The sequence below is a fragment of the Curtobacterium sp. MCBD17_026 genome (assembly GCF_003234895.2).
Lineage (GTDB): Bacteria > Actinomycetota > Actinomycetes > Actinomycetales > Microbacteriaceae > Curtobacterium > Curtobacterium flaccumfaciens.
In genome coordinates, this window is record NZ_CP126281.1 from 2934063 (window position 1) to 2951876 (window position 17814).

Annotated in this window: 13 protein-coding genes; 4 read left to right on the forward strand and 9 right to left on the reverse strand. The window is 72.5% G+C overall.

Annotated elements, in window-relative coordinates; genetic code table 11:
* Positions 1-179: 179 nt before the first annotated feature.
* Both DEI85_RS13890 and DEI85_RS13895 read left to right on the forward strand, forming a co-directional pair.
* Positions 180-5750: a glutamate synthase-related protein gene (locus DEI85_RS13890; protein ID WP_111122962.1), complete on the forward strand. Its 5571-nt coding sequence runs from the start codon at positions 180-182 to the stop codon at positions 5748-5750.
* On the forward strand, positions 5747-7537 hold the full coding sequence (locus tag DEI85_RS13895; RefSeq protein ID WP_111122877.1) for a sulfite reductase subunit alpha: 1791 nt from the start codon (positions 5747-5749) through the stop codon (positions 7535-7537). Before DEI85_RS13890 ends, DEI85_RS13895 begins: the two co-directional genes overlap by 4 nt.
* Before the next feature lie 401 nt (positions 7538-7938).
* Here DEI85_RS13895 and DEI85_RS13900 read toward each other — a convergent pair whose 3' ends face one another.
* From DEI85_RS13900 to DEI85_RS13915, 4 genes are read right to left on the reverse strand one after another with little or no spacing between them, the layout of a single operon-like run.
* Positions 7939-8334, reverse strand: coding sequence for a DUF7882 family protein (locus DEI85_RS13900; RefSeq protein ID WP_110860885.1), 396 nt, complete (start codon positions 8332-8334; stop codon positions 7939-7941).
* A gap of 8 nt (positions 8335-8342) precedes the next feature.
* Complete coding sequence (locus DEI85_RS13905; RefSeq protein ID WP_111122876.1) at positions 8343-9545, reverse strand: alpha/beta hydrolase family protein; 1203 nt, start codon at positions 9543-9545, stop codon at positions 8343-8345.
* Between the two features lie 4 nt (positions 9546-9549).
* Complete coding sequence (locus DEI85_RS13910; protein ID WP_111122875.1) at positions 9550-10455, reverse strand: hypothetical protein; 906 nt, start codon at positions 10453-10455, stop codon at positions 9550-9552.
* Entirely contained in the window at positions 10455-10922 is a 468-nt protein-coding gene (locus tag DEI85_RS13915) for a hypothetical protein (protein WP_111122874.1), read from the reverse strand. Before DEI85_RS13915 ends, DEI85_RS13910 begins: the two co-directional genes overlap by 1 nt.
* Before the next feature lie 79 nt (positions 10923-11001).
* Here DEI85_RS13915 and DEI85_RS13920 point away from each other — a divergent pair, with 79 nt between their 5' ends.
* Together DEI85_RS13920 and DEI85_RS13925 are read left to right on the forward strand one after the other, a co-directional pair.
* On the forward strand, positions 11002-11385 hold the full coding sequence (locus tag DEI85_RS13920) for an ArsR/SmtB family transcription factor (RefSeq protein ID WP_110860892.1): 384 nt from the start codon (positions 11002-11004) through the stop codon (positions 11383-11385).
* Positions 11385-12368, forward strand: coding sequence for an SRPBCC family protein (locus DEI85_RS13925; protein ID WP_111122873.1), 984 nt, complete (start codon positions 11385-11387; stop codon positions 12366-12368). The genes DEI85_RS13920 and DEI85_RS13925 overlap by 1 nt, the downstream gene beginning before the upstream one ends.
* 66 nt (positions 12369-12434) lie before the next feature.
* Here the strand turns inward: DEI85_RS13925 and DEI85_RS13930 are convergent, their stop codons facing one another.
* Genes DEI85_RS13930 through mvk form a run of 5 tightly spaced genes read right to left on the reverse strand, consistent with a single transcriptional unit; the run spans position 12435 to position 17697 of the window.
* Positions 12435-13586, reverse strand: coding sequence for a hydroxymethylglutaryl-CoA synthase (locus DEI85_RS13930; protein ID WP_110860897.1), 1152 nt, complete (start codon positions 13584-13586; stop codon positions 12435-12437).
* The gene (locus DEI85_RS13935) at positions 13583-14647 is read right to left on the reverse strand and encodes a hydroxymethylglutaryl-coenzyme A reductase family protein (protein ID WP_027466013.1); all 1065 of its coding nucleotides are present in this window, start codon (positions 14645-14647) and stop codon (positions 13583-13585) included. Before DEI85_RS13935 ends, DEI85_RS13930 begins: the two co-directional genes overlap by 4 nt.
* Complete coding sequence (locus DEI85_RS13940; protein WP_110860899.1) at positions 14640-15722, reverse strand: phosphomevalonate kinase; 1083 nt, start codon at positions 15720-15722, stop codon at positions 14640-14642. Before DEI85_RS13940 ends, DEI85_RS13935 begins: the two co-directional genes overlap by 8 nt.
* Positions 15719-16720: a diphosphomevalonate decarboxylase gene (mvaD, locus tag DEI85_RS13945; protein ID WP_110860901.1), complete on the reverse strand. Its 1002-nt coding sequence runs from the start codon at positions 16718-16720 to the stop codon at positions 15719-15721. Before mvaD ends, DEI85_RS13940 begins: the two co-directional genes overlap by 4 nt.
* Positions 16714-17697 carry a mevalonate kinase gene (mvk, locus tag DEI85_RS13950; protein WP_111122872.1) on the reverse strand — a complete coding sequence of 328 codons (984 nt, stop codon included), beginning with the start codon at positions 17695-17697 and terminating at the stop codon, positions 16714-16716. Before mvk ends, mvaD begins: the two co-directional genes overlap by 7 nt.
* Positions 17698-17814 lie beyond the last annotated feature (117 nt).

Genomic DNA, 17814 nt, shown 5'->3' on the forward strand with positions numbered 1-17814 from the left:
AACCCCGCGCCGCGCCCCACACCACCCGTGTTGCACGGTCGGTATACCAAGCCGTAGCATCGCCCTACCGCACCACCACCCCACAGGGCCCGACTGCCACCATCGGTCTGCCCGCGGCGAGCGCTCCATCGATGCAGCCCGCGCCGTCCGCTGCCGGCAACGCCCCACTGGACCCGCACGTGAACCCCACCTCTTTCGGTCTCTACGACCCTGCCCGCGAATCGAGCGATTGCGGCGTCGGTTTCATCACCCGTCTCGACGGGACGCCGAGCCACGACGTCATCCGCAAGGGCGACGAAGCGCTCTGCTCCATCCCGCACCGCGGCGGCAAGTCCGCCGAGGGTGTCGGCGACGGCGCGGGCGTCAGCATCGACCTGTCGGTGGAGTTCTTCAGCGCCATCACCGGTGAGCAGCTGCGCGCCGGGCACTTCGGCGTCGCGAACTGCTTCGTGCCGAGCAGCGACGGAGCCGACGGCACCGACGAGCGCGCCCGTGCCGAGCAGACCGTCACGGACGCCATCACGGCCGAGGGCTTCGAGCTGTTGCTGGTCCGTGACGTCCCGGTGGACCACTCCGTCGCGCGCCCCGAGGCCGAGCAGTACCAGCTGCCGATCGTGCAATGGGTCTTCCGGGCACCGTCCGACTGGGACCGCTCCGAGGTCGACGCCGCCGCGAACCGCGCCCTGCTCGCCATCGAGGCCGTCTCCTACGCCCAGGCCGCCGCCGAGCGCGCCGAGCACGCCGCCCTGTACCCGCTGTCGCTCAGCGCCCGGACCCAGATCCTGAAGGGCCGGCTGAACTCCGGCGAGGTGATCGGGTACTTCACCGACCTGCGCGACCCCCGGCACTCGGTGCGGACGCTGTACTTCCACACCCGGTTCTCGACGAACACCGAGCCGCACCCGACGATGGCGCAGCCGTTCCGCCTGATGGCGCACAACGGCGAACTGAACACCGACCGCAAGAACCGGCTGTCGGACGAGGCGCTCGCGCGGGCCCGCACCCGGAGCATCGTCCGCCCGCCCGGGCAGTCGGACTCGAGCCGGCTCGACCAGACCCTGCAGAGCCGCGTGTTCGACGACGGGCTCGAGATCATCGAGGCCGTGGTCTCGCTCATGCCGCCGGCGTGGGAGAACGACCGCACCCTGACCCCGGACGTCCGGGACATGCTCGAGTACTTCTCGCTGTACGAGGAGAAGAACGACGGTCCCGCCGCCGTGATCTTCAGCGACGGCGATGTCGTCGGCGCCCGCCTGGACCGCCTGGGCCTGCGCCCGCTGCGCACCGTCGAGACGGCCGAGTACCTGATGGTGTCGTCTGAGGCCGGCCAGGTCGAGTTCGACGCCGACGAGGTCGTGCACCGCGGCCGCATCGAGGCCGGCGGCATGCTCGTCGTCGACCACCGCACCGGCACCCGCATGCGCACGGGCGAGGTGCTGCGCATGCTCGCGGCCCGCCGTGACTACGGCACCCTGCTCGACGCCGCCCGGGTGAACCTGGACGACGTGCCCGCTCCGGACTACGAGCGCACGACGTCCACCCTGGGCTACGACGGCGACCTGTCGCTCGCCGGCCGGTACGTGGCGTACTCGTTGAACCAGGAGAGCTTCCGGTTCATGCTCGACCCGATGCTGCAGAACGGGTCGGAGCGCATCTCGGCGATGGGCTACGGCAACGCGATCAACGCCCTGAGCGACACCGAGGGCGGCATGGCGAAGTACTTCTCGCAGCGCTTCGCCCAGGTGACGAACCCGCCGCTCGACTCGATCCGCGAGGCGGACGGGATGTCGATGCGCGTGGCACTCGGTGCGAAGCCGGACGGCACGGGCACCACGGGGCGTCAGCTCGTCGTGCAGTCGCCGATCCTCGGGCACCTCGACATGGTGCGGTTGCGCGAGCAGGACATCGTGCCGCTCGAGCGCTTCGACATGCTCTACGTGCCGGTGCCCGCCGACGAGCAGGCCAACGCCGACGCGATGCGCGGCGCGCTGGACGCACTGTGCGACGCGATCGAGGCCTTCGCGGCGCGCGGTGGCGGGATCGCGGTCGTGACCGACCGCGAGGTGTCGTCGACCCATGCGCCCCTCCCCGTGATCCTGGCCGTGGCCGCCGTGAACCAGCGGCTCATCGAGACCGGTCTGCGCCTGCGGGTGTCCGTCGTCGCGGAGAGCGGTCAGCTGCCATCGTCACACCACGTCGCGACCGCGCTGGGCTTCGGTGCCGCCGCTGTGTACAGCTTGAGCGCTCGGCTGCGTGCGGAGGAGAAGTACCCCGCCGCACCCGCACCCGCCGGCGAGCTGACCGCGACCGACCTGGCACTCAAGCAGTTCCGGAAGGCCGCCGAGAAGGCCCTGGCGAAGACCATGGGCCGCGTCGGCCTGTGCACCGCCGAGAGCTACATCGGTGGCGAGTTCTTCGAGCCGAACTACCTCGACACCGGCGACGACGTGCTCGCGCGGATCTTCCCGCACATGCAGGCGCCGGTCGGCGGCGTCGGCTTCGCACGCATCGCCCAGGCGGCGACGGACTGGCACGAGCGTGCCCGTTCGGTGGCGTCCGAGGGCCAGGTCCCGCTGCTCGGCCTGTTCAAGGAACGCTCCGACGGCGCCGGCCACTCGTTCGGTGTCGCGAGCGTCCGCGGGTTCGGCGGCATGACCGAGGAGCGCCCGGCCTTCGAACGCTCCGGCGACTCGGACGCGCTGCGCCTGCTCACGCTCGGCCAGCTCGACGACTCGTTCGGCATCACCGACGCCGCGTACCGGAACACCGGGTACGACCGGCTGAGCGATGCCGAGATCGACGCACACCGCATCACGCCGGGCTACGTCACGTTCCTGCAGACGACCCACGACGAGCGGTCGCGCCGCCCCGCCGCGCTCCGCGACGTGCTCGCGCTGCCCGCGGACGTCACCGGCATCGACACGGCCGAGGACTTCGCCCGCGAGCTCGGCCGCTTCTCGACGAGCGGCAACGCCAGCGTCACCGTGCGCGGGCTCTCCGGCTCGCGTCCGTCGGACGAACAGGAGCTGCCGGGAGGCACGGAGCGGTTCCGCCTGGAGCTCACGTCGACGGGAACCACGGGTGCACTGCGCCACGCGGCCCTGGCGGACGGCCTCGCGCTGCTCCACCCGGGGCAGATCGACGTCGACGCCGTCGACGACACCGGGGTGACGCTCCGCGCCACCGGTGCGGCCGTCGCCCTGCTCGCGCTGCTGCAGAGCGCCCCGGCGAGCGTCGAGCTCGACGAGGTGCAGCCGGCCCACGAGATCACCCGGACCCTGGCGTCCGGTGCGATGAGCCACGGCGCACTCGTCGCCACCGCCCACGAGGCCGTCGCGCACGGCACGAACATGGTCGGCGGCATGTCGAACAGCGGTGAGGGCGGCGAGCACCACTCCCGGTACGGCACCATCCGCGGCTCGCGCATCAAGCAGTTCGCCTCGGGCCGGTTCGGCATCTGGGCCGGCTACCTCGCCGACCCCATGCTCGAGGAGCTCGAGATCAAGATCGGCCAGGGCGCGAAGCCCGGCGAGGGTGGTCAGCTGCCCGCACCCAAGGTCACGGTGGACATCGCCGCGGCCCGTGGTGGCACACCCGGCGTCGAGCTGATCTCGCCGCCGCCGCACCACGACACGTACTCGATCGAGGACCTCGCGCAGCTCATCCACGACTGCAAGGCCGCCCGCGTCCGGGTGATCGTGAAGCTCGTCTCGTCCGAGGGCATCGGCACCATCGCGGTCGGCGTCGCGAAGGCGGGCGCCGACGTGATCAACGTCGCGGGCAACACCGGCGGTACCGGTGCCGCGGCCGTCACCAGCCTGAAGTACGCCGGCCGCTCCGCCGAGATCGGCGTCGCCGAGGTGCACCAGGCCCTGGTCGCGAACGGCCTGCGCCAGAAGGTCACGCTCCGCTGCTCGGGTGCGCACCAGACCGGCAGCGACGTCGTCACGAGCGCCCTGCTCGGCGGCGACAGCTTCGAGTTCGGCACGACCGCGCTCATGATGCTCGGCTGCGTGATGGCCAAGAACTGCAACGTGAAGTGCCCGGCGGGCCTGACCACGAACGCCGAGGCGTTCGAGGGCGACCCCCGCGCGCTCGCGCAGTACCTGCTCAACATCGCCCACGACGTGCGGCAGATCCTGGCCCGTCTCGGCCTGCGTTCCCTGCGGGAGGCCCGCGGCCGGACCGACCTGCTGCAGCTCCTGGACCACCCGGCGAGCGTGGGCCGGCTCGACGCCCGCGCCCTGCTCGCCCAGGTGCCCGAGAAGGTCGTCGCGGACCCGGAGTACCTGGAGAAGGACTTCCACACCGACGACGCCCTGCTCGAGCGCGTCCGCACCGCCCTCGTCGACCACGCGCAGGAGCACGTGCTCGTGCACGGCGTGCTGCTCGGCAACGCCGACAAGTCGGTCGGCGGTCAGCTCGGCATCGACCTCGAGCGTCTGCTCAACCACGAGCTCGGGGCCGAGGACGTGCAGGGCCTGCCCGCCGTGACGACGGACGACCGCGGACGCCGCCGGCTGGTGGACGGCGCGGTCACGATCCGCACGCAGGGCTCGGCCGGGCAGTCCTACGGCGTCTTCAACAACGACGGCGTCGTGCTCGAGCACACCGGCACCGCGAACGACGGCGTCGGCAAGAGCCAGAGCGGCGGACGGATCATCGTCCGCGCCCCCGGTGGCGGCAGCGCCGAGCAGGGCGGCAACGTGCTGGTCGGCAACTTCGCGCTGTTCGGGGCCACCGGTGGTCGCACCTTCGTCGAGGGCGAGGCCGGTGACCGGTTCGCCGTCCGCAACTCCGGTGCGACCGCCGTCGTCGAGGGCCTCGGCGACTTCGGGTGCGAGTACATGACCGGCGGCGCCGTGTTCAACCTCGGCGCGTTCGGCAAGGGCCTCGGCAACGGCATGTCCGGCGGGTTCCTGTACCAGTACGACCCCTCCGGCCAGGTCGCCGAGCGTGCCAGCACGGACTCGCTCCTGGTGTTCCCGGTCACCGACACCGAGCGCGGTGCGTTCCACGAGGCCGCCGCTCGCCTGCTGCTCGAGTGGCACCTCGAGGCGACGGGTTCGGCCCTGGCCGAGCGGCTGCTCGCCGAGTGGGACACCGCCCGCGCGCACGTCTACGTCGGCATGCCCCGTGCCCTGCTGCTCACGCAGGACGCCGGCGAGATCCTCGCGGCGGCGACCCGGCCCGAGCTCCTCGACGAGCTCGCGACCTCGATCGCCACCGACAAGCTCCGCGCGTTCAAGCTCGACTACCGCGACCAGCGCACGGTGCTCGACGGTCGTGCCCCGGCGCTCGGCGACCAGGGCGAGGACATGTTCTCGCTGCTGTCGTCGTACACCGTGCTCGGGGTCGCCCAGGACGTCGCCCTGGAGCGCGTCCCGGGTGCGTTCGGTGCCGCCGACCCGCGGGTCGCCGAGGCCGTCAAGAACCTCGTGCTCACCGAGGACTTCTCCGTCAAGCAGCGCGTCGTGAAGTACCTGCGCGGGACGCTCGACCGGTTCGCCGACGACCAGCTCGCGACCCTCATCGCGATCAAGCGGCTCGACGACTACAAGCGCGCGCTCACGCAGCGGAACAACCGCAGCATGGACGCGCCGGGCACCACGGGGTGGATCATGCACCAGAACGCCAAGAACGACGGCCGCGTCCGCGAGGCCCGCTTCGACGAGCTGCTCGCCACCGCGGCGCTCGAGGACATCGCCCGCCGTGCACCGCAGGCGCCGACCGAGGCGGTGACCGCGTGAGCCTGCTCCCCCCGACCGGGTCGCTGATCCCCGTCGACGCACCGTTCTCGGCCGCCCAGGAGTCCTGGCTCGCCGGGTTCATCGCGGGCATCGCCGCCGCCGGCAAGAAGGTCGCAGCCAGCGCGCCCACGACGACGATCGACGTGCTCTTCGGCACCCAGACCGGCAACGCCGAGTTCCTGGCCGACGAGCTCGTCGCCGGCGCGAAGGCCCGCGGACTCGGCGGTCGTGCCAGTGCGCTCGACGCCGTCACCCCCGAGCATCTCGCCGAGATGTCGCACGTGCTCGTCGTCACCTCGACCTACGGCGAGGGCGAGATGCCCGACAACGCCGGGCTGTTCTGGGACGCGATCCAGGCGAGCACCGTGCCGCGGCTCGAGGGGCTGCAGTACGCCGTCCTGGGCCTCGGCGACACGAGCTACGACGAGTTCTGCCAGGCCGGCAAGCTCCTCGACACCCGGTTCGAACAGCTCGGCGCGACCCGGGTCCACGACCGCGTCGACTGCGACGTCGACTTCGAGGACCCGGCCGCTCTGTGGACCGCGGCGGTCCTCGACCGCCTCGCCGCCGAGGCCGGCGCGACGGCCGCACCCGGCGCGACCGCGGGCGGTGGTGCCGGCGACGGTGCCGGCGCGACCGGCGGGGCGGGCGCGAGCCGTGCCTCCCGGCCGGGGTCGCAGTGGAACAAGCGCAACCCGTACCCGTCGCGCCTGGTCGAGAACCGGCTGCTCTCCTCGCCGCGCAGCGCGAAGGAGATCCGGCACTACGAGTTCGACCTCGGCGACTCGGGCATCGAGTACGCGGCCGGCGACGCCCTGGCGGTCGTGCCGGTGAACGACGAGGTCTTCGTGGCGGACCTGCTCGAGCAGGTCGGCGCGAACGGTGGCGAGGCGTTCGACGGCCGGCCGATCACCGAGGTCCTGCGGACCGACCGTGAGATCCGGACGCCCTCGAAGGACCTCATCGCCGACCTGGTGCAGCGCGCGCCGTCGAGCGAGCTCGCGGCCGTCGTGGCGCACGGCGACAAGCACGAGCTGGACCGCTGGCTCTGGGGACGCGACGTCCTCGACCTGCTCCGCGACGCCGGCCCGGCCGCCCCGGGACTCGACGAGCTGCTGCCGAACCTGCGGCCGCTGCAGGCGCGGCAGTACTCGATCTCGTCGAGCCCGCTGGCCCACCCGGACCGCATCCACCTGACCATCGCGTCCGTGCGCTACGGCGACCCGCACCGGATGTACGCCGGTGTCGCGTCGACGTTCCTGGCCGACCGGGTCGACCCGGACGGCACCGTCGACGTCTACCTGCAGCCGAACGCGTCGTTCGGGGTGCCGGCGGACGAGTCGGCCCCGATGATCATGATCGGACCGGGCACGGGTGTCGCGCCGTTCCGCGGGTTCCTGCACGAGCGGGCCGTGTCCGGGGCGACGGGGCGCAACTGGCTGTTCTTCGGCGACCAGCACCGGGACACCGACTTCGTGTACCAGGACGAGCTCACCGAGCTGCAGGAACAGGGCGTGCTCGACCGCCTCGACCTGGCGTTCTCTCGCGACCAGGCCGAGAAGGTCTACGTGCAGACCCGGATGCTCGAGCGCTCGGCGGAGCTGTTCGCCTGGCTCGAGGACGGCGGCCACGTGTACGTGTGCGGCGACGCCTCACGCATGGCGAAGGACGTCGAGGCCGCGCTGCTCCGGGTCATCCGGACCGGACGCGGGCGCGGCGAGGACGACGCGCAGGCGTACCTGGCCGACATGCGTCGCGCGAAGCGGTACGTGCGCGACGTCTACTGAGCCGCATGCAGACGGGATGAGTCCGCCCCGGCCACGGAACCCGAATCCGATGGCCGGGGCGGTCCCGGAGGAGCGCCGGTCGATGGGGGCGGACCGGCGAGCCCTGCAGCGTGACGCACGCATCACCGACGCGTGGCGTCGGTGACCCGAGCAGGGAGTCCCCTGATCCGGGACTCACGTCCCTCGCTCGTCTCGGCCACCGGTGGTTGGTCGGCACCGGACTCGCTGTGCGTCACGGGCTGTTCGGGTTCCCCTCCTGCCGCGGACACTGCCAGCACCGGCGCCCTAGCGGGCCGGTGCGGGGGGACGACAGCGAACCGCGGTACGGAAACCGTACGAGGTGTGGAGTTCGAGTGGAACCCGTTGACCCGGATCAGCCCGCTGTGCTACTGCTCCCGGGATCAGCGCGCCGTGCTCCCGCTCGGTGTCCCCGAGGCGTCGTCCGCGTCGCCGGGCGCCACCGCCCGCGACCACGCGGAGTCGGCCGCCGTGCTGGTGTCCGGCGGCTCCGGCGTCAGCACGAGCCCCGACCCCGAGGTGGCCGAGGCGTAGAGGTCCTCGAGCCAGCTGCGGTTGATCGACGGCACCCGGCTGCCCGTGAACTTGAAGTGCAGGCTCACGTTGGGGTTCAGCCAGATCGTGCTGCGACCGTTGCCGTGGACGACGTCGTCCTTCCACGAGAACGCGAAGCGGTGGTCGCGTCGGAGCATGTTGACGATGACGATCTGCAGGTGCGTGAGCGCGCGGTCGTCGATCCGCAGGTCGAGCGGTTGGCCGTCGTAGATGAGCTGCCCCATGGCTCCTTCTACTCCTGCGCTCCGGTGTGTTCGAGGTGCGATGCCCAGTTCGTGATGGTGCGGTCGAACCAGACGGCGTCGACGTTGCGCTCCCACGCGTGCTCGGCGGGCTCGCTGACCGCCAGGGTCACCGTGCCCGGGTGCGCATCCGCGAACTCCTGGCTGGCCGAGAACGGCACCGTGGTGTCGCCCGTGGAGTGGATGAGCAGGGTCGGTGGCAGCCGTCGCGGCGCACGCAACCAGGACAGCGCACGCACGTCGACCGGCGAGCGCAGCCCCACCAACCGGCAGAGGACCGGCGTCGCCATCGCCCCGAGGGCAGCGCCCACCACGGGGCCCGGCAGTCCTGCGCGGCGGGCCTGGGACCGCACGGTGACGGACCAGTCCAGCGCGGGGGCGACGAGCACGACGCCGGCCAGGCGTTCGCGGTGCGCCGAGCGGGCGAGGAGCTCGTGCGTGATCGTCGCGCCCATCGACCACCCCACGATGACGAGCCGCTCGGCGCCGTTGGCGACGGCGTGGTCGAGCGCCGCCTCGACGTCCGCCCACTCACGGGCGCCGAGGTGCGAGGCCCGGCCCTCCCACGGTGCTTCGCCATCGCCGCGGAACGACGGGACGATCGAGGTCCAGCCGAGCTCGAGCGCCGCGGGGACGGTCCGGAGCGCGGTGACCCGGGTCGTCCGGATCCCGTGCACGTGGACGGCCCACGTGCGGACAGCCTCGGGGTCCGCACCCTGGGCAGCCGCGCGGTCGGGAGACGGAGCGCGGTCGGCAGCGCCGCCCGGACCCGGCCGCACCACCCACGCGGGTGCCGGCCCCACCGGGGTCGGCAGCGACACCTCGGACCAGTCGACGTCCATCGCCGCCGGGTCGGGGTGCACGTGTCCGCTCCACCGCACCCGCGACGACACCGCGCCGGTCGTCCGCACCACGGCCCGGCGCACGAACCCGGCGGCTTCGTCGACTTCGAGCACCGGCCCGACGGTGGTGTGCCCGGGGCCGTCGTGCCACAGCCCGTACTCCCCCGGCCGCACGGTGTCGTCGGTGATCGGCAGCCGGACGGAGTCAGCGTCGGACTCGATCACGGGCGTCCACCGATCGCCGCCGGGCAGCACGATCCTGCCGACGACCTTCCGCAGGACGACCAGGACCACCAGCGACACCGCCACCAGCACCAGGAGCGCTCCGAGCACCCACCACACGATCGTCACGCCGTCATCCTCCGAGGCTCCGGGTCAGGGTCCGTTCCGCCGACCGCACCTGCGCGAGTTCGGCGTCGTCGAGGGTCCGTCCCTGCACCTCGGCGTCGCGGATCGCGATGACCAGGTCGTAGGTCCGGGCCTGCGGGTCCCCCGGCCGCTCGACCGCCCGCACCGCGTGCCGACGGGCGATGCGGCGCAGGCGTCGGTGGTGCCCGCGGTGGCGCAGGTCACGACCCCACCGTCGGAACGTCAGCGAGGCCATCGCCACGACGATGAGCACGATGCCGAGGTAGAACGGCGGATCGAAGGCCAGGCGCAGGCCGTCCCGCACCCCGGCCGGGAAGAGTCCGAAGTGGTCGGCGGTGAGCGAGGCGACCTCGTCGACGCTCGCCACGACGACCAGGGCGAGCCCGACGCGGAACACCACGAGTGCCACCGGGTCCTGCAGCACGCCGCGACGTAGTGTCGTCGCGGCGATCAGTCCCACGCCCACCATGTACACGGTCGCGTAGAGCCACATCGGCGTCTGCTCGATCTCGCGCACGATGAAGTGGAAGTCGGTCCCGCCGCGCTCCTCGACCAGCAGGAACGGCACCGTGAAGGCCACGACCACGACGAGCAGCGCCATCGGCCTGGCGAGCACCGGGCGCTCCGGCAGGTCGTCCGTGCTCGCGCGCAGCATCAGCCAGAACGCGACGGTCGCGCAGACGTTCTGCACCAGGTTGATGAGGTTCGAACCGCCCAGGGCGCCGTCGAGCGCCGGCTGCGGCACGACGCTGCCGAGCGTCAGGAGCCCGAGCGCCCCGACGCCGGTGGCACCCCAGGCCGCCCGACCACGGGGGTTCCGCAGCACGTACGGCGTGCGGGCGAGGAAGATCAGCGCCGCGAACCAGAAGGCCGCGGCGTGCAGGACGGCCATCAGCCGTAGGCCCGCTCGTCCGCGCCCGTGGCCCCGGCGAGCAGGACCGTCGCGAGCTCGTAGGCGAACCGTTCGGCGAAGTGCTCGTCGTCGTCGGAGATGCTCATGAGCCCGGAGTCGGCGTCGAGCGCACGACGGCAGACGTGACCCCCGGCGGCGAACTCGGCGACGGACGACGGGGTGGGTGTGCCGACGTCGCCGTGCACCAGGTGCCCGAGCTCGTGCAGCACGCAGTGCATGCGGTAGAGCGGCGGTGCGTCGGCCGGCACGAGCACCAGGTTCTCGTGCTCGAACTGCGACACGAGCGCGGTGAGCGGACCCCAGCTCGGCCCGTCGACGTCGACGACGCGCGTGGGCTTGCCGACCATCCGACCGACGCCGGTCACCACGTCGGACAGCTGCGGCGCACGGGGCAGGGTGGCGACGAGGGCACGGACGGCACCGGACGCACCCAGCTGCTCCGCCATCGCCCCTCCGATCTCCGCGGCAAGACTACCGGCAGGTCCCCCTTGTGGACGAGACCGGCCGGACGTAACCTACAACCAAATGGTTGTACGAATCGAACTGTCCGACGCCGAGGTCGACCGGGTGTTCCACGCACTCGCCGACGCGACCCGTCGTGACATCGTCCGGCGCACGCTCGTCGGGTCGTCGTCCGTGAGCGAGCTCGCGGACGCCTACTCGATGTCGTTCGCCGCCGTCCAGAAGCACGTCGCCGTCCTCGAAGGAGCCGGACTCGTGAGCAAGGAAGCCCGCGGCCGCACCCGCATCGTGCGCGCCGAGCCGGAGCAGCTCGAACGGGTCCGTGCCCTCCTCGACGCCTACGGCCGCCTCTGGCACAGCCGGATGGACCGTCTGGGCGACCTCCTCGACGGCGACGCCTCCGGACACCCAGCACCAGACGACACCCGACGACACCAGGAGCGATGATGCCCACCACGTCCGTCCACACCGATCCCGACACCCTCTCGATGACCCTCGTCGCCGAGTTCCCCGTCCCCGTCGAACGCCTCTGGGCCGCCTTCGCCGACCCGCGCCAGCTCGAGCGGTTCTGGGGACCGCCCGGGTTCCCCGCGACGTTCACGACGTTCGACCTGCGCCCCGGTGGCCGTGCCGACTACCGGATGACGTCACCGCAGGGCGAGCGGTTCCACGCCGTCTGGCAGGTCACCGAGGTCGACGAGCCCCGTCGCATCGTCTTCCGCGACCTGTTCACCGACCCCCAGGGCACCGTCGACGAGTCACTGCCCGCAGGCGAGACCGTGTTGTCGTTCGAGCCGGCCGAGGGCGGCGCCCGGGTCTCCGTGGTGTCCTCGTTCGCCTCGGCCGCCGACCTCGACGCGATGCTCCAGATGGGCATGCTCGAGGGCTACCAGCAGGCCTTCGGCCAGCTCGACCGGGTGCTCGCCGACCTGCGCGAGTGGGCCCTCCGTGCCGGCACCGGGACCGAGGTCCTCGACGACACCCACGTCCGGATCACCCGGGCGTTCGCGGCGCCGCGACACCTGCTCTGGCGGGCGCACACCGAGCCCGACCTGGTGCGCCGGTGGCTGCTCGGCCCCGACGGGTGGGAGATGACGGTGTACGAGAACGACCTGACCCCGGGCGGCGCGTTCCGGCAGGCCTGGGCGCCGACGGGTGACACCGAGGGTGAGCCCTTCGGGTTCGAGGGCGAGAACCTCGTCGTCGAACCGGAACGCCGGATGGTGTCGACCGAACGCATGACCGGGGCGCCCTTCCCGCCGAACACGAACGACCTGCAGTTCGACGAGGACGACGGCGTCACGCTCATGACCCTGCTCGTCACCTACCCGGACCGGGAGCAGCGGGACGCGATCCTCGCGACCGGCATGACGGAGGGCATGGAGGCCAGCTACCAGCGGCTGGAACGCGAGGTCCTGTCCGCAGCGTGACCGACAGACGGACGGGAGGCCCGTGGCGGCGCCGCCACGGGCCTCCCGTCCGTCCCGGTGTCCGGTCTAGGACGCCTCGTAGTGGCGCGCGCCGCCGCGAACGCCCGCGAACCGGAACGGCGCGGTCGTGACGCGCGGACGCTCGACGTCCTCGCTGGTGGCGGCACCCGCGGCGTGGAGCGCGCGGTACGCGTCGACCGTCAGCGGGACCCGTGCCTCGAGCAGCGACCGCACGCGACCCGTACGACGGTGCTCGCGGTAGTCGGGCCGGACGATGCCGGTGATGAGCTCGCCGACGCTGCCCGAGCCGTAGCTGAACAGGCCGAGTCGCTCCCCAGCCAGGTCGTCGTCGAGGTCGAGCAGTGCCGCGAGGCCGATCCAGAGCGACGCCGTGTAGGTGTTGCCGGTCTGCCGGTTGTAGGTGAACCCGATCGCCAGGTCGGCCTCGTCGAAGGTTGCCCCGACGTGCTGCGTGAGCTTGCGGTGCGCCTTGATCGCCATCTTGGTGAAGGGCTGGTGGTGCACGAACCGGGCGATGTCGTCGTACGCCGGGCCGCCCTGTTCCGCCAGGTCGTCCCAGGCGCCGACGAACGCGTTGACGTACGCACTCACCGAGAGCCGCCCGTCGACCAGTGCGGTGGAGCGGTCGTTCGGCCGCCAGAAGTCGTCGACGTCCGCGGTGTAGACACCCGCCGCCGGCTCGACCTCGATCAGGTCGGGGTCGGCGGACACCAGGATCGCGGCGGCACCGGCACCCTGGGTCGGCTCGGCCGGGGTGTCGACGTCGTACCGGGCGACGTCGGCGGCGATGACGAGCACCCGCTCGTGCGGGGCGCGGGCGACGATGCCGAGTGCGAGCTGCACGGCGGCCATCCCGCCGTAGCAGGCCTGCTTCAGCTCGACCACGCGGACGGCCTTCGGCAGCCCGAGCAGGCCGTGCACGTACACACCGGCGGCCTTCGACTGGTCGACGCCGGACTCGGTGGCGAACAGCACCGTTCGGATGCCGTCGACGCCGTGCCGGTCGATGAGCTCCTTCGCTGCGGCGGCGCCCATCGTGACGATGTCCTCGTCGGGCGCGGGCACGCTGAAGGCGTCCTGCCCGATGCCGACGTGGTACTTCGCCGGGTCGACGCCGAGCCGCTCGGCCAGGTCGTCGAGCTCGAGCACGTGGTGGCCGGTCGCGATCGCGATGTCGTGGATGCCGACGCCGGTCATGCCGCACCCCCTGCGGGCTTCGCGCCGCGACGTTCCATGGCGACGTGGGCGGCCATCAGCTCGCCCGGGTTGGTCTGTGCGGCGAGGAGCGAGAGCTCCCCGCACAGGACGGTCGCGGCGCACAGGGCAGCGAGGCGGCGGGCGTTGCCGCCCGGCTCGCGGTCCTCGCGACAGCCGAGGCGCACCAGGGCGTCCTCGACGACGGGCAGGTCACCGCCCTTGCCGTTGCCGACCGTGCCGACGATCAGGTGCGGCAGCGAGGTCGCGAAGTACAGGTCGCCGTCGCGGTCCTCGGCGCTCGTGATGCCCTGCGAGCCCTCGACGATGTTGGCGGCGTCCTGCCCGGTGGCCAGGTAGAAGCCCAGCAGCATGTTCGCGTAGTGCGCGTTCGCCGAGCGGATGGCCCCGGCGATCGTCGACCCGATCAGGTTCTTCGCGATGTTGAGCTCGACGATGCGCGCGGTGCTCGACCGCAGGCGCTTCTCGACGACCTCGCCGGGGATCACGATCTCGGCGATGGTGTTGCGGCCACGGCCACGGATGCCGTTCACGGCGGTGGCCTTCTTGTCGGTGCAGAAGTTGCCCGACACCGAGACGTACCGCAGGCCCGGCTGCCAGTCCAGGATCGCCGGCAGCAGCTTGTCCGCCGCCTGCGTGACCATGTTGTGGCCGGAGGCGTCGCCGGTGGTGAACGCGAAGCGCAGGAACAGCAGGTCCCCGACGATCTCCGGGTGCACTTCGATGAGCTTGGCGAACCGGCTCTGCCCGGACACGATCGCGGCGAGCTCGTCCTGGCGCGCGAGGATCTGGCCCGCGGCGACGTGGGCTGCTGCGGCGCTGTCGGCACGGACGACGACGGAGCGGGTCATGCGCTCGTCGACGACGGTCGCGACGATGCCGTCCTCGACCATGCGCGAGATGCGTGCGCCGCGGCCGACGGACGGCCAGAGCGGCGACTCGTAGGTGGCGAGGGGGACCTCGTGCTCCCCCTGCACGGCGTTGCCGCTGACGCGGATCGGGCCGACCCACTTGGTGGGGATCGGTGTGAGCAGGTCACTCATCGAGGGCTCCTTCTGGTGCTCGCACCGCGACGCTGAGGTGTCTGATGTCGTGCGCCTCCCAGGCGCGGTGGATGCCAGCGGGGTCGGTGTCCGCCGGGACGAGCGCGATGCCGCAGTCGCCGCCGCCGGCCCCGGACGGCTTCGCCGCCCCGCCCGCGGCCTCGACGACGTCGCACAGGGTCGCGAGACGCTCGGTCTCGATCTGCGACCCGACGGACGCACCGAGGCGCTGCAGCAGCCCGCGGGCGCGTCGGAGGGCCCCGAGCGTGCGCGCTGCGTCGCCGGTCTGGAGGCCCGTGGTCAGGTCGTCGACGCAGCTGCGGCTCTCGTCGAGGAACGCCTGGTACCCGCCGTCGCGGTGCCGACGCACCACGTCGACGAGCTTCGTGGTGGACGCGGGCGAGCCGGTCCAGCCGACGAGGAGCTGCAGGTTCTCGGGGGCGGGCAGCCGCTGGACGTCGAAGCCGTCCCAGGCGTCGGCGTCGGTCAGGATCGCGGACACGGCGTGGTCGCCGAGCATCGCGGCGAGGCGCTCGCGGTCGGGGGCGCTGTAGCGCAGCCAGCCGCCGAACGTGCTCGCGGCGAGGTCGCCGCCGGAGGCCCGGGGGTTCACCCGGATGGTGGCGAGCAGCGCGACCTGGAAGCGCTGGCGCTGCGTCAGGCCGATGCCGTAGAACCGGTCGAGAGCGCCGACGGTGGCGACGGTGACCGCGGCCGAGGACCCGAGCCCGAACTTCCGGCCGCTGGCGTCGTCCAGTTGGCTCTCGATGCGCAGGTCGTGGAACCGCGGGGCGATGCCGTGCTCGGCGCGGAGCTTCTCGACCAGGTCGATCGTGGCCATCACGTAGTCGTACGGGTGGCGCTCACGGTCGAGCGCGAGGCCGTCCTCGGCACGGGTCCACGTGAGCGGCAGGTGCCCGTACTCCTCGGAGTGCACGCTGCCCGCGCCGTGGCCCTCGCGCACCTTCGCCGTGATGGCGCGGTCGAGGGCGATCAGGACGGACGGCTGGCCCGGCTCGACGACGGCGTACTCGCCGGCGACGAACAGCTTGCCGTGTGCACGGAACTCGATCACTGCGCGGACTCCTTCTGGTCGGGATTGCTCCCGATCTCTTCGGAGCGGAGCACCCGCGCGGCAGGTCCGGTGCCGGACTCGATGACGTCCCCCAGCGACGCGAGCGCGCCGGCGACCGCCGACCGGTCCTGCGGCTTCGTGAGCACGACGACGTTCGGGCCCGCGTCGGCCGTGGCGTAGGCCTCGGTGCCGCCGGCACGCAGCTCGGCGACGGCGTCGAACACGGCGACGCTGCGGGCGTTGAGGTAGCGGATCGGCGGGAACGCGCCCTCGATCGTCGCGTGCATGCGGAGCGCGTTGCTCTCGGTGATCTCGCCGATGCGGGTGAAGTCACCGGCCGCGCAGGCCGTGAGCATGTCGCCGACGGTCTCGGTCGTCGAGGTCACCCAGGCCGGGTAGAAGGGCGACGTCGCGATGGTGCGGCGCATGGCCTCGCGCGACCCGATCGGCTTCGGGCCGGCGTCGATCGTGACCACGACCATCGCCATCGGCGGGGCCGGGATCGGCTCGGCGAAGGAGCCCTGGTCGTCGCCGGCGTGCCAGACGGCGACACCGCCGGGGATCGAGCGCGTGGCCGAGCCGGAACCGCGACGGGCCAGACGGGACAGGTCCCGTGGCGACAGGTCGAGGCCGTAGGCCGCGGCGGCCGCGGTCGCCAGGGCGGCGAAGCCGGACGCGCTCGATGCCAGCCCGGCACCGGTCGGGACCGTGTTCTCGGACACCACCGATGCCCGCTCGGACGACCCCGCGAGCTCGCGCACCAGGTCGAGGAACCGCTGCACGCGCACCAGCGCACCGTCGTCGACGACGTGACCGTTCAGCGTGAACGCGTCACGGGCCTCCCGTCCGCCGTCCACCGTGACGGTGGTCGTCGTCGGGAACACGTCGAGCCCCATCGAGACGCTGCCCGTGGCGGGCAGCGCGAGCTGCGCGTCCGCCTTCCCCCAGTACTTGACGAGGGCGATGTTGGGGTGCGCGACGGCGGTGGCTGTCAGCAAGCGCGGGCTCCGATCGTGGTGGTCCAGGTGGCTGCGGCCCCTGCGCCGCGGAGTGCGGCCGCGATGCGGTCCGCGTGGTCGTCGTCCGCGGCGAGCGCGAGGACGCACCCGCCCCGCCCGCCGCCGGTGAGCTTCGCGCCGAGGGCGTCCGCATCGCGTGCGGCGTCGACGAGCCGGTCCAGGTCGCCACTCGACACGTCGAGTGTGCTGAGCAGGTCGTGCGCGGCGTCCATGGTGGCACCCAGAGCCTGGGCATCGCCGTCCTCGAGTGTCCCCCGTGCCCGCCGGGCGAGCGCGCCGATCCGGTCGATCACGGCGCCGACACCGACCGGGTCCTGGTCGTGGCGGGCGCGGACGGCTGAGACGGCCTCGCGGGTGTGCCCGGGGACGCCGGTGTCCGCGACGACGAAGGTGAACCGGGCGCCGAGCGTCACGGGTTCGATCCGGCCGGCCTCGAACCAGACCGGCGCGGACGCGACGACGCCCCGGGCGTCCAGGCCGGACGGTCGGCCGTGGGCGACGCGCTCGCACTCCTGGATGAGCTCGTGGTGGGTCTCGACGTCGAGGGTCTCGCCCAGGGCATCGGCGACGGAGGCGGTCACGGCGGCGGCGACCGCGGCACTCGAGCCCATGCCGCGGGCGGTCGGGACCTCGCTGTCGACCCGGACGTGGAAGTGGCGGTCGGTGACCCCGAAGTGGCGCAGGGTCGCGGTGACGGCGGTGACGGTCGGCATCACGGCCGCTGGTGCGAGGTCGAGGGGGCCGGTGTGCACGGTCGACTGCAGGCTGTGACCGGGCTGCTCGGCGTCGGCGGCGACCGGGGTGACCGTCGCCACGACCCGTGCGTCGAGCACCGGCAGGACGAGAGCGGGTGCGCCGTAGACCACGGCGTGCTCACCGATCAGGATCGTCTTGCCGTGGGAGGACGCCGATCCGTTGCCGGGGGTCGTGGTGGTGTCGAGGTCGCTGCTGGTCATCGTGGGTCACGTCAGCCTAACCGCCTCGGCCGTCGGCGTGTTCGTCGTGCGCTGCGGGCGGACCTGGGACGCCGTTCCGGGAGCGTGGCGCACCATCGGGGTCCGCCCACGACGAGG

Excerpts from the sequence above, each read along its gene's own strand:
- DEI85_RS13930 (WP_110860897.1), bottom strand. The coding sequence starts at position 13,586 with ATGACCGGCGTCGGCATCCACGACATCGCGATCGCGACCGGCCACCAC.
- DEI85_RS13900 (WP_110860885.1), bottom strand. The coding sequence starts at position 8,334 with ATGGGGCAGCTCATCTACGACGGCCAACCGCTCGACCTGCGGATCGAC.
- mvk (WP_111122872.1), bottom strand. The coding sequence starts at position 17,697 with ATGACCAGCAGCGACCTCGACACCACCACGACCCCCGGCAACGGATCG.
- DEI85_RS13925 (WP_111122873.1), top strand. The coding sequence starts at position 11,385 with ATGCCCACCACGTCCGTCCACACCGATCCCGACACCCTCTCGATGACC.
- DEI85_RS13920 (WP_110860892.1), top strand. The coding sequence starts at position 11,002 with ATGGTTGTACGAATCGAACTGTCCGACGCCGAGGTCGACCGGGTGTTC.
- DEI85_RS13915 (WP_111122874.1), bottom strand. The coding sequence starts at position 10,922 with ATGGCGGAGCAGCTGGGTGCGTCCGGTGCCGTCCGTGCCCTCGTCGCC.
- DEI85_RS13935 (WP_027466013.1), bottom strand. The coding sequence starts at position 14,647 with ATGAGTGACCTGCTCACACCGATCCCCACCAAGTGGGTCGGCCCGATC.
- DEI85_RS13910 (WP_111122875.1), bottom strand. The coding sequence starts at position 10,455 with ATGGCCGTCCTGCACGCCGCGGCCTTCTGGTTCGCGGCGCTGATCTTC.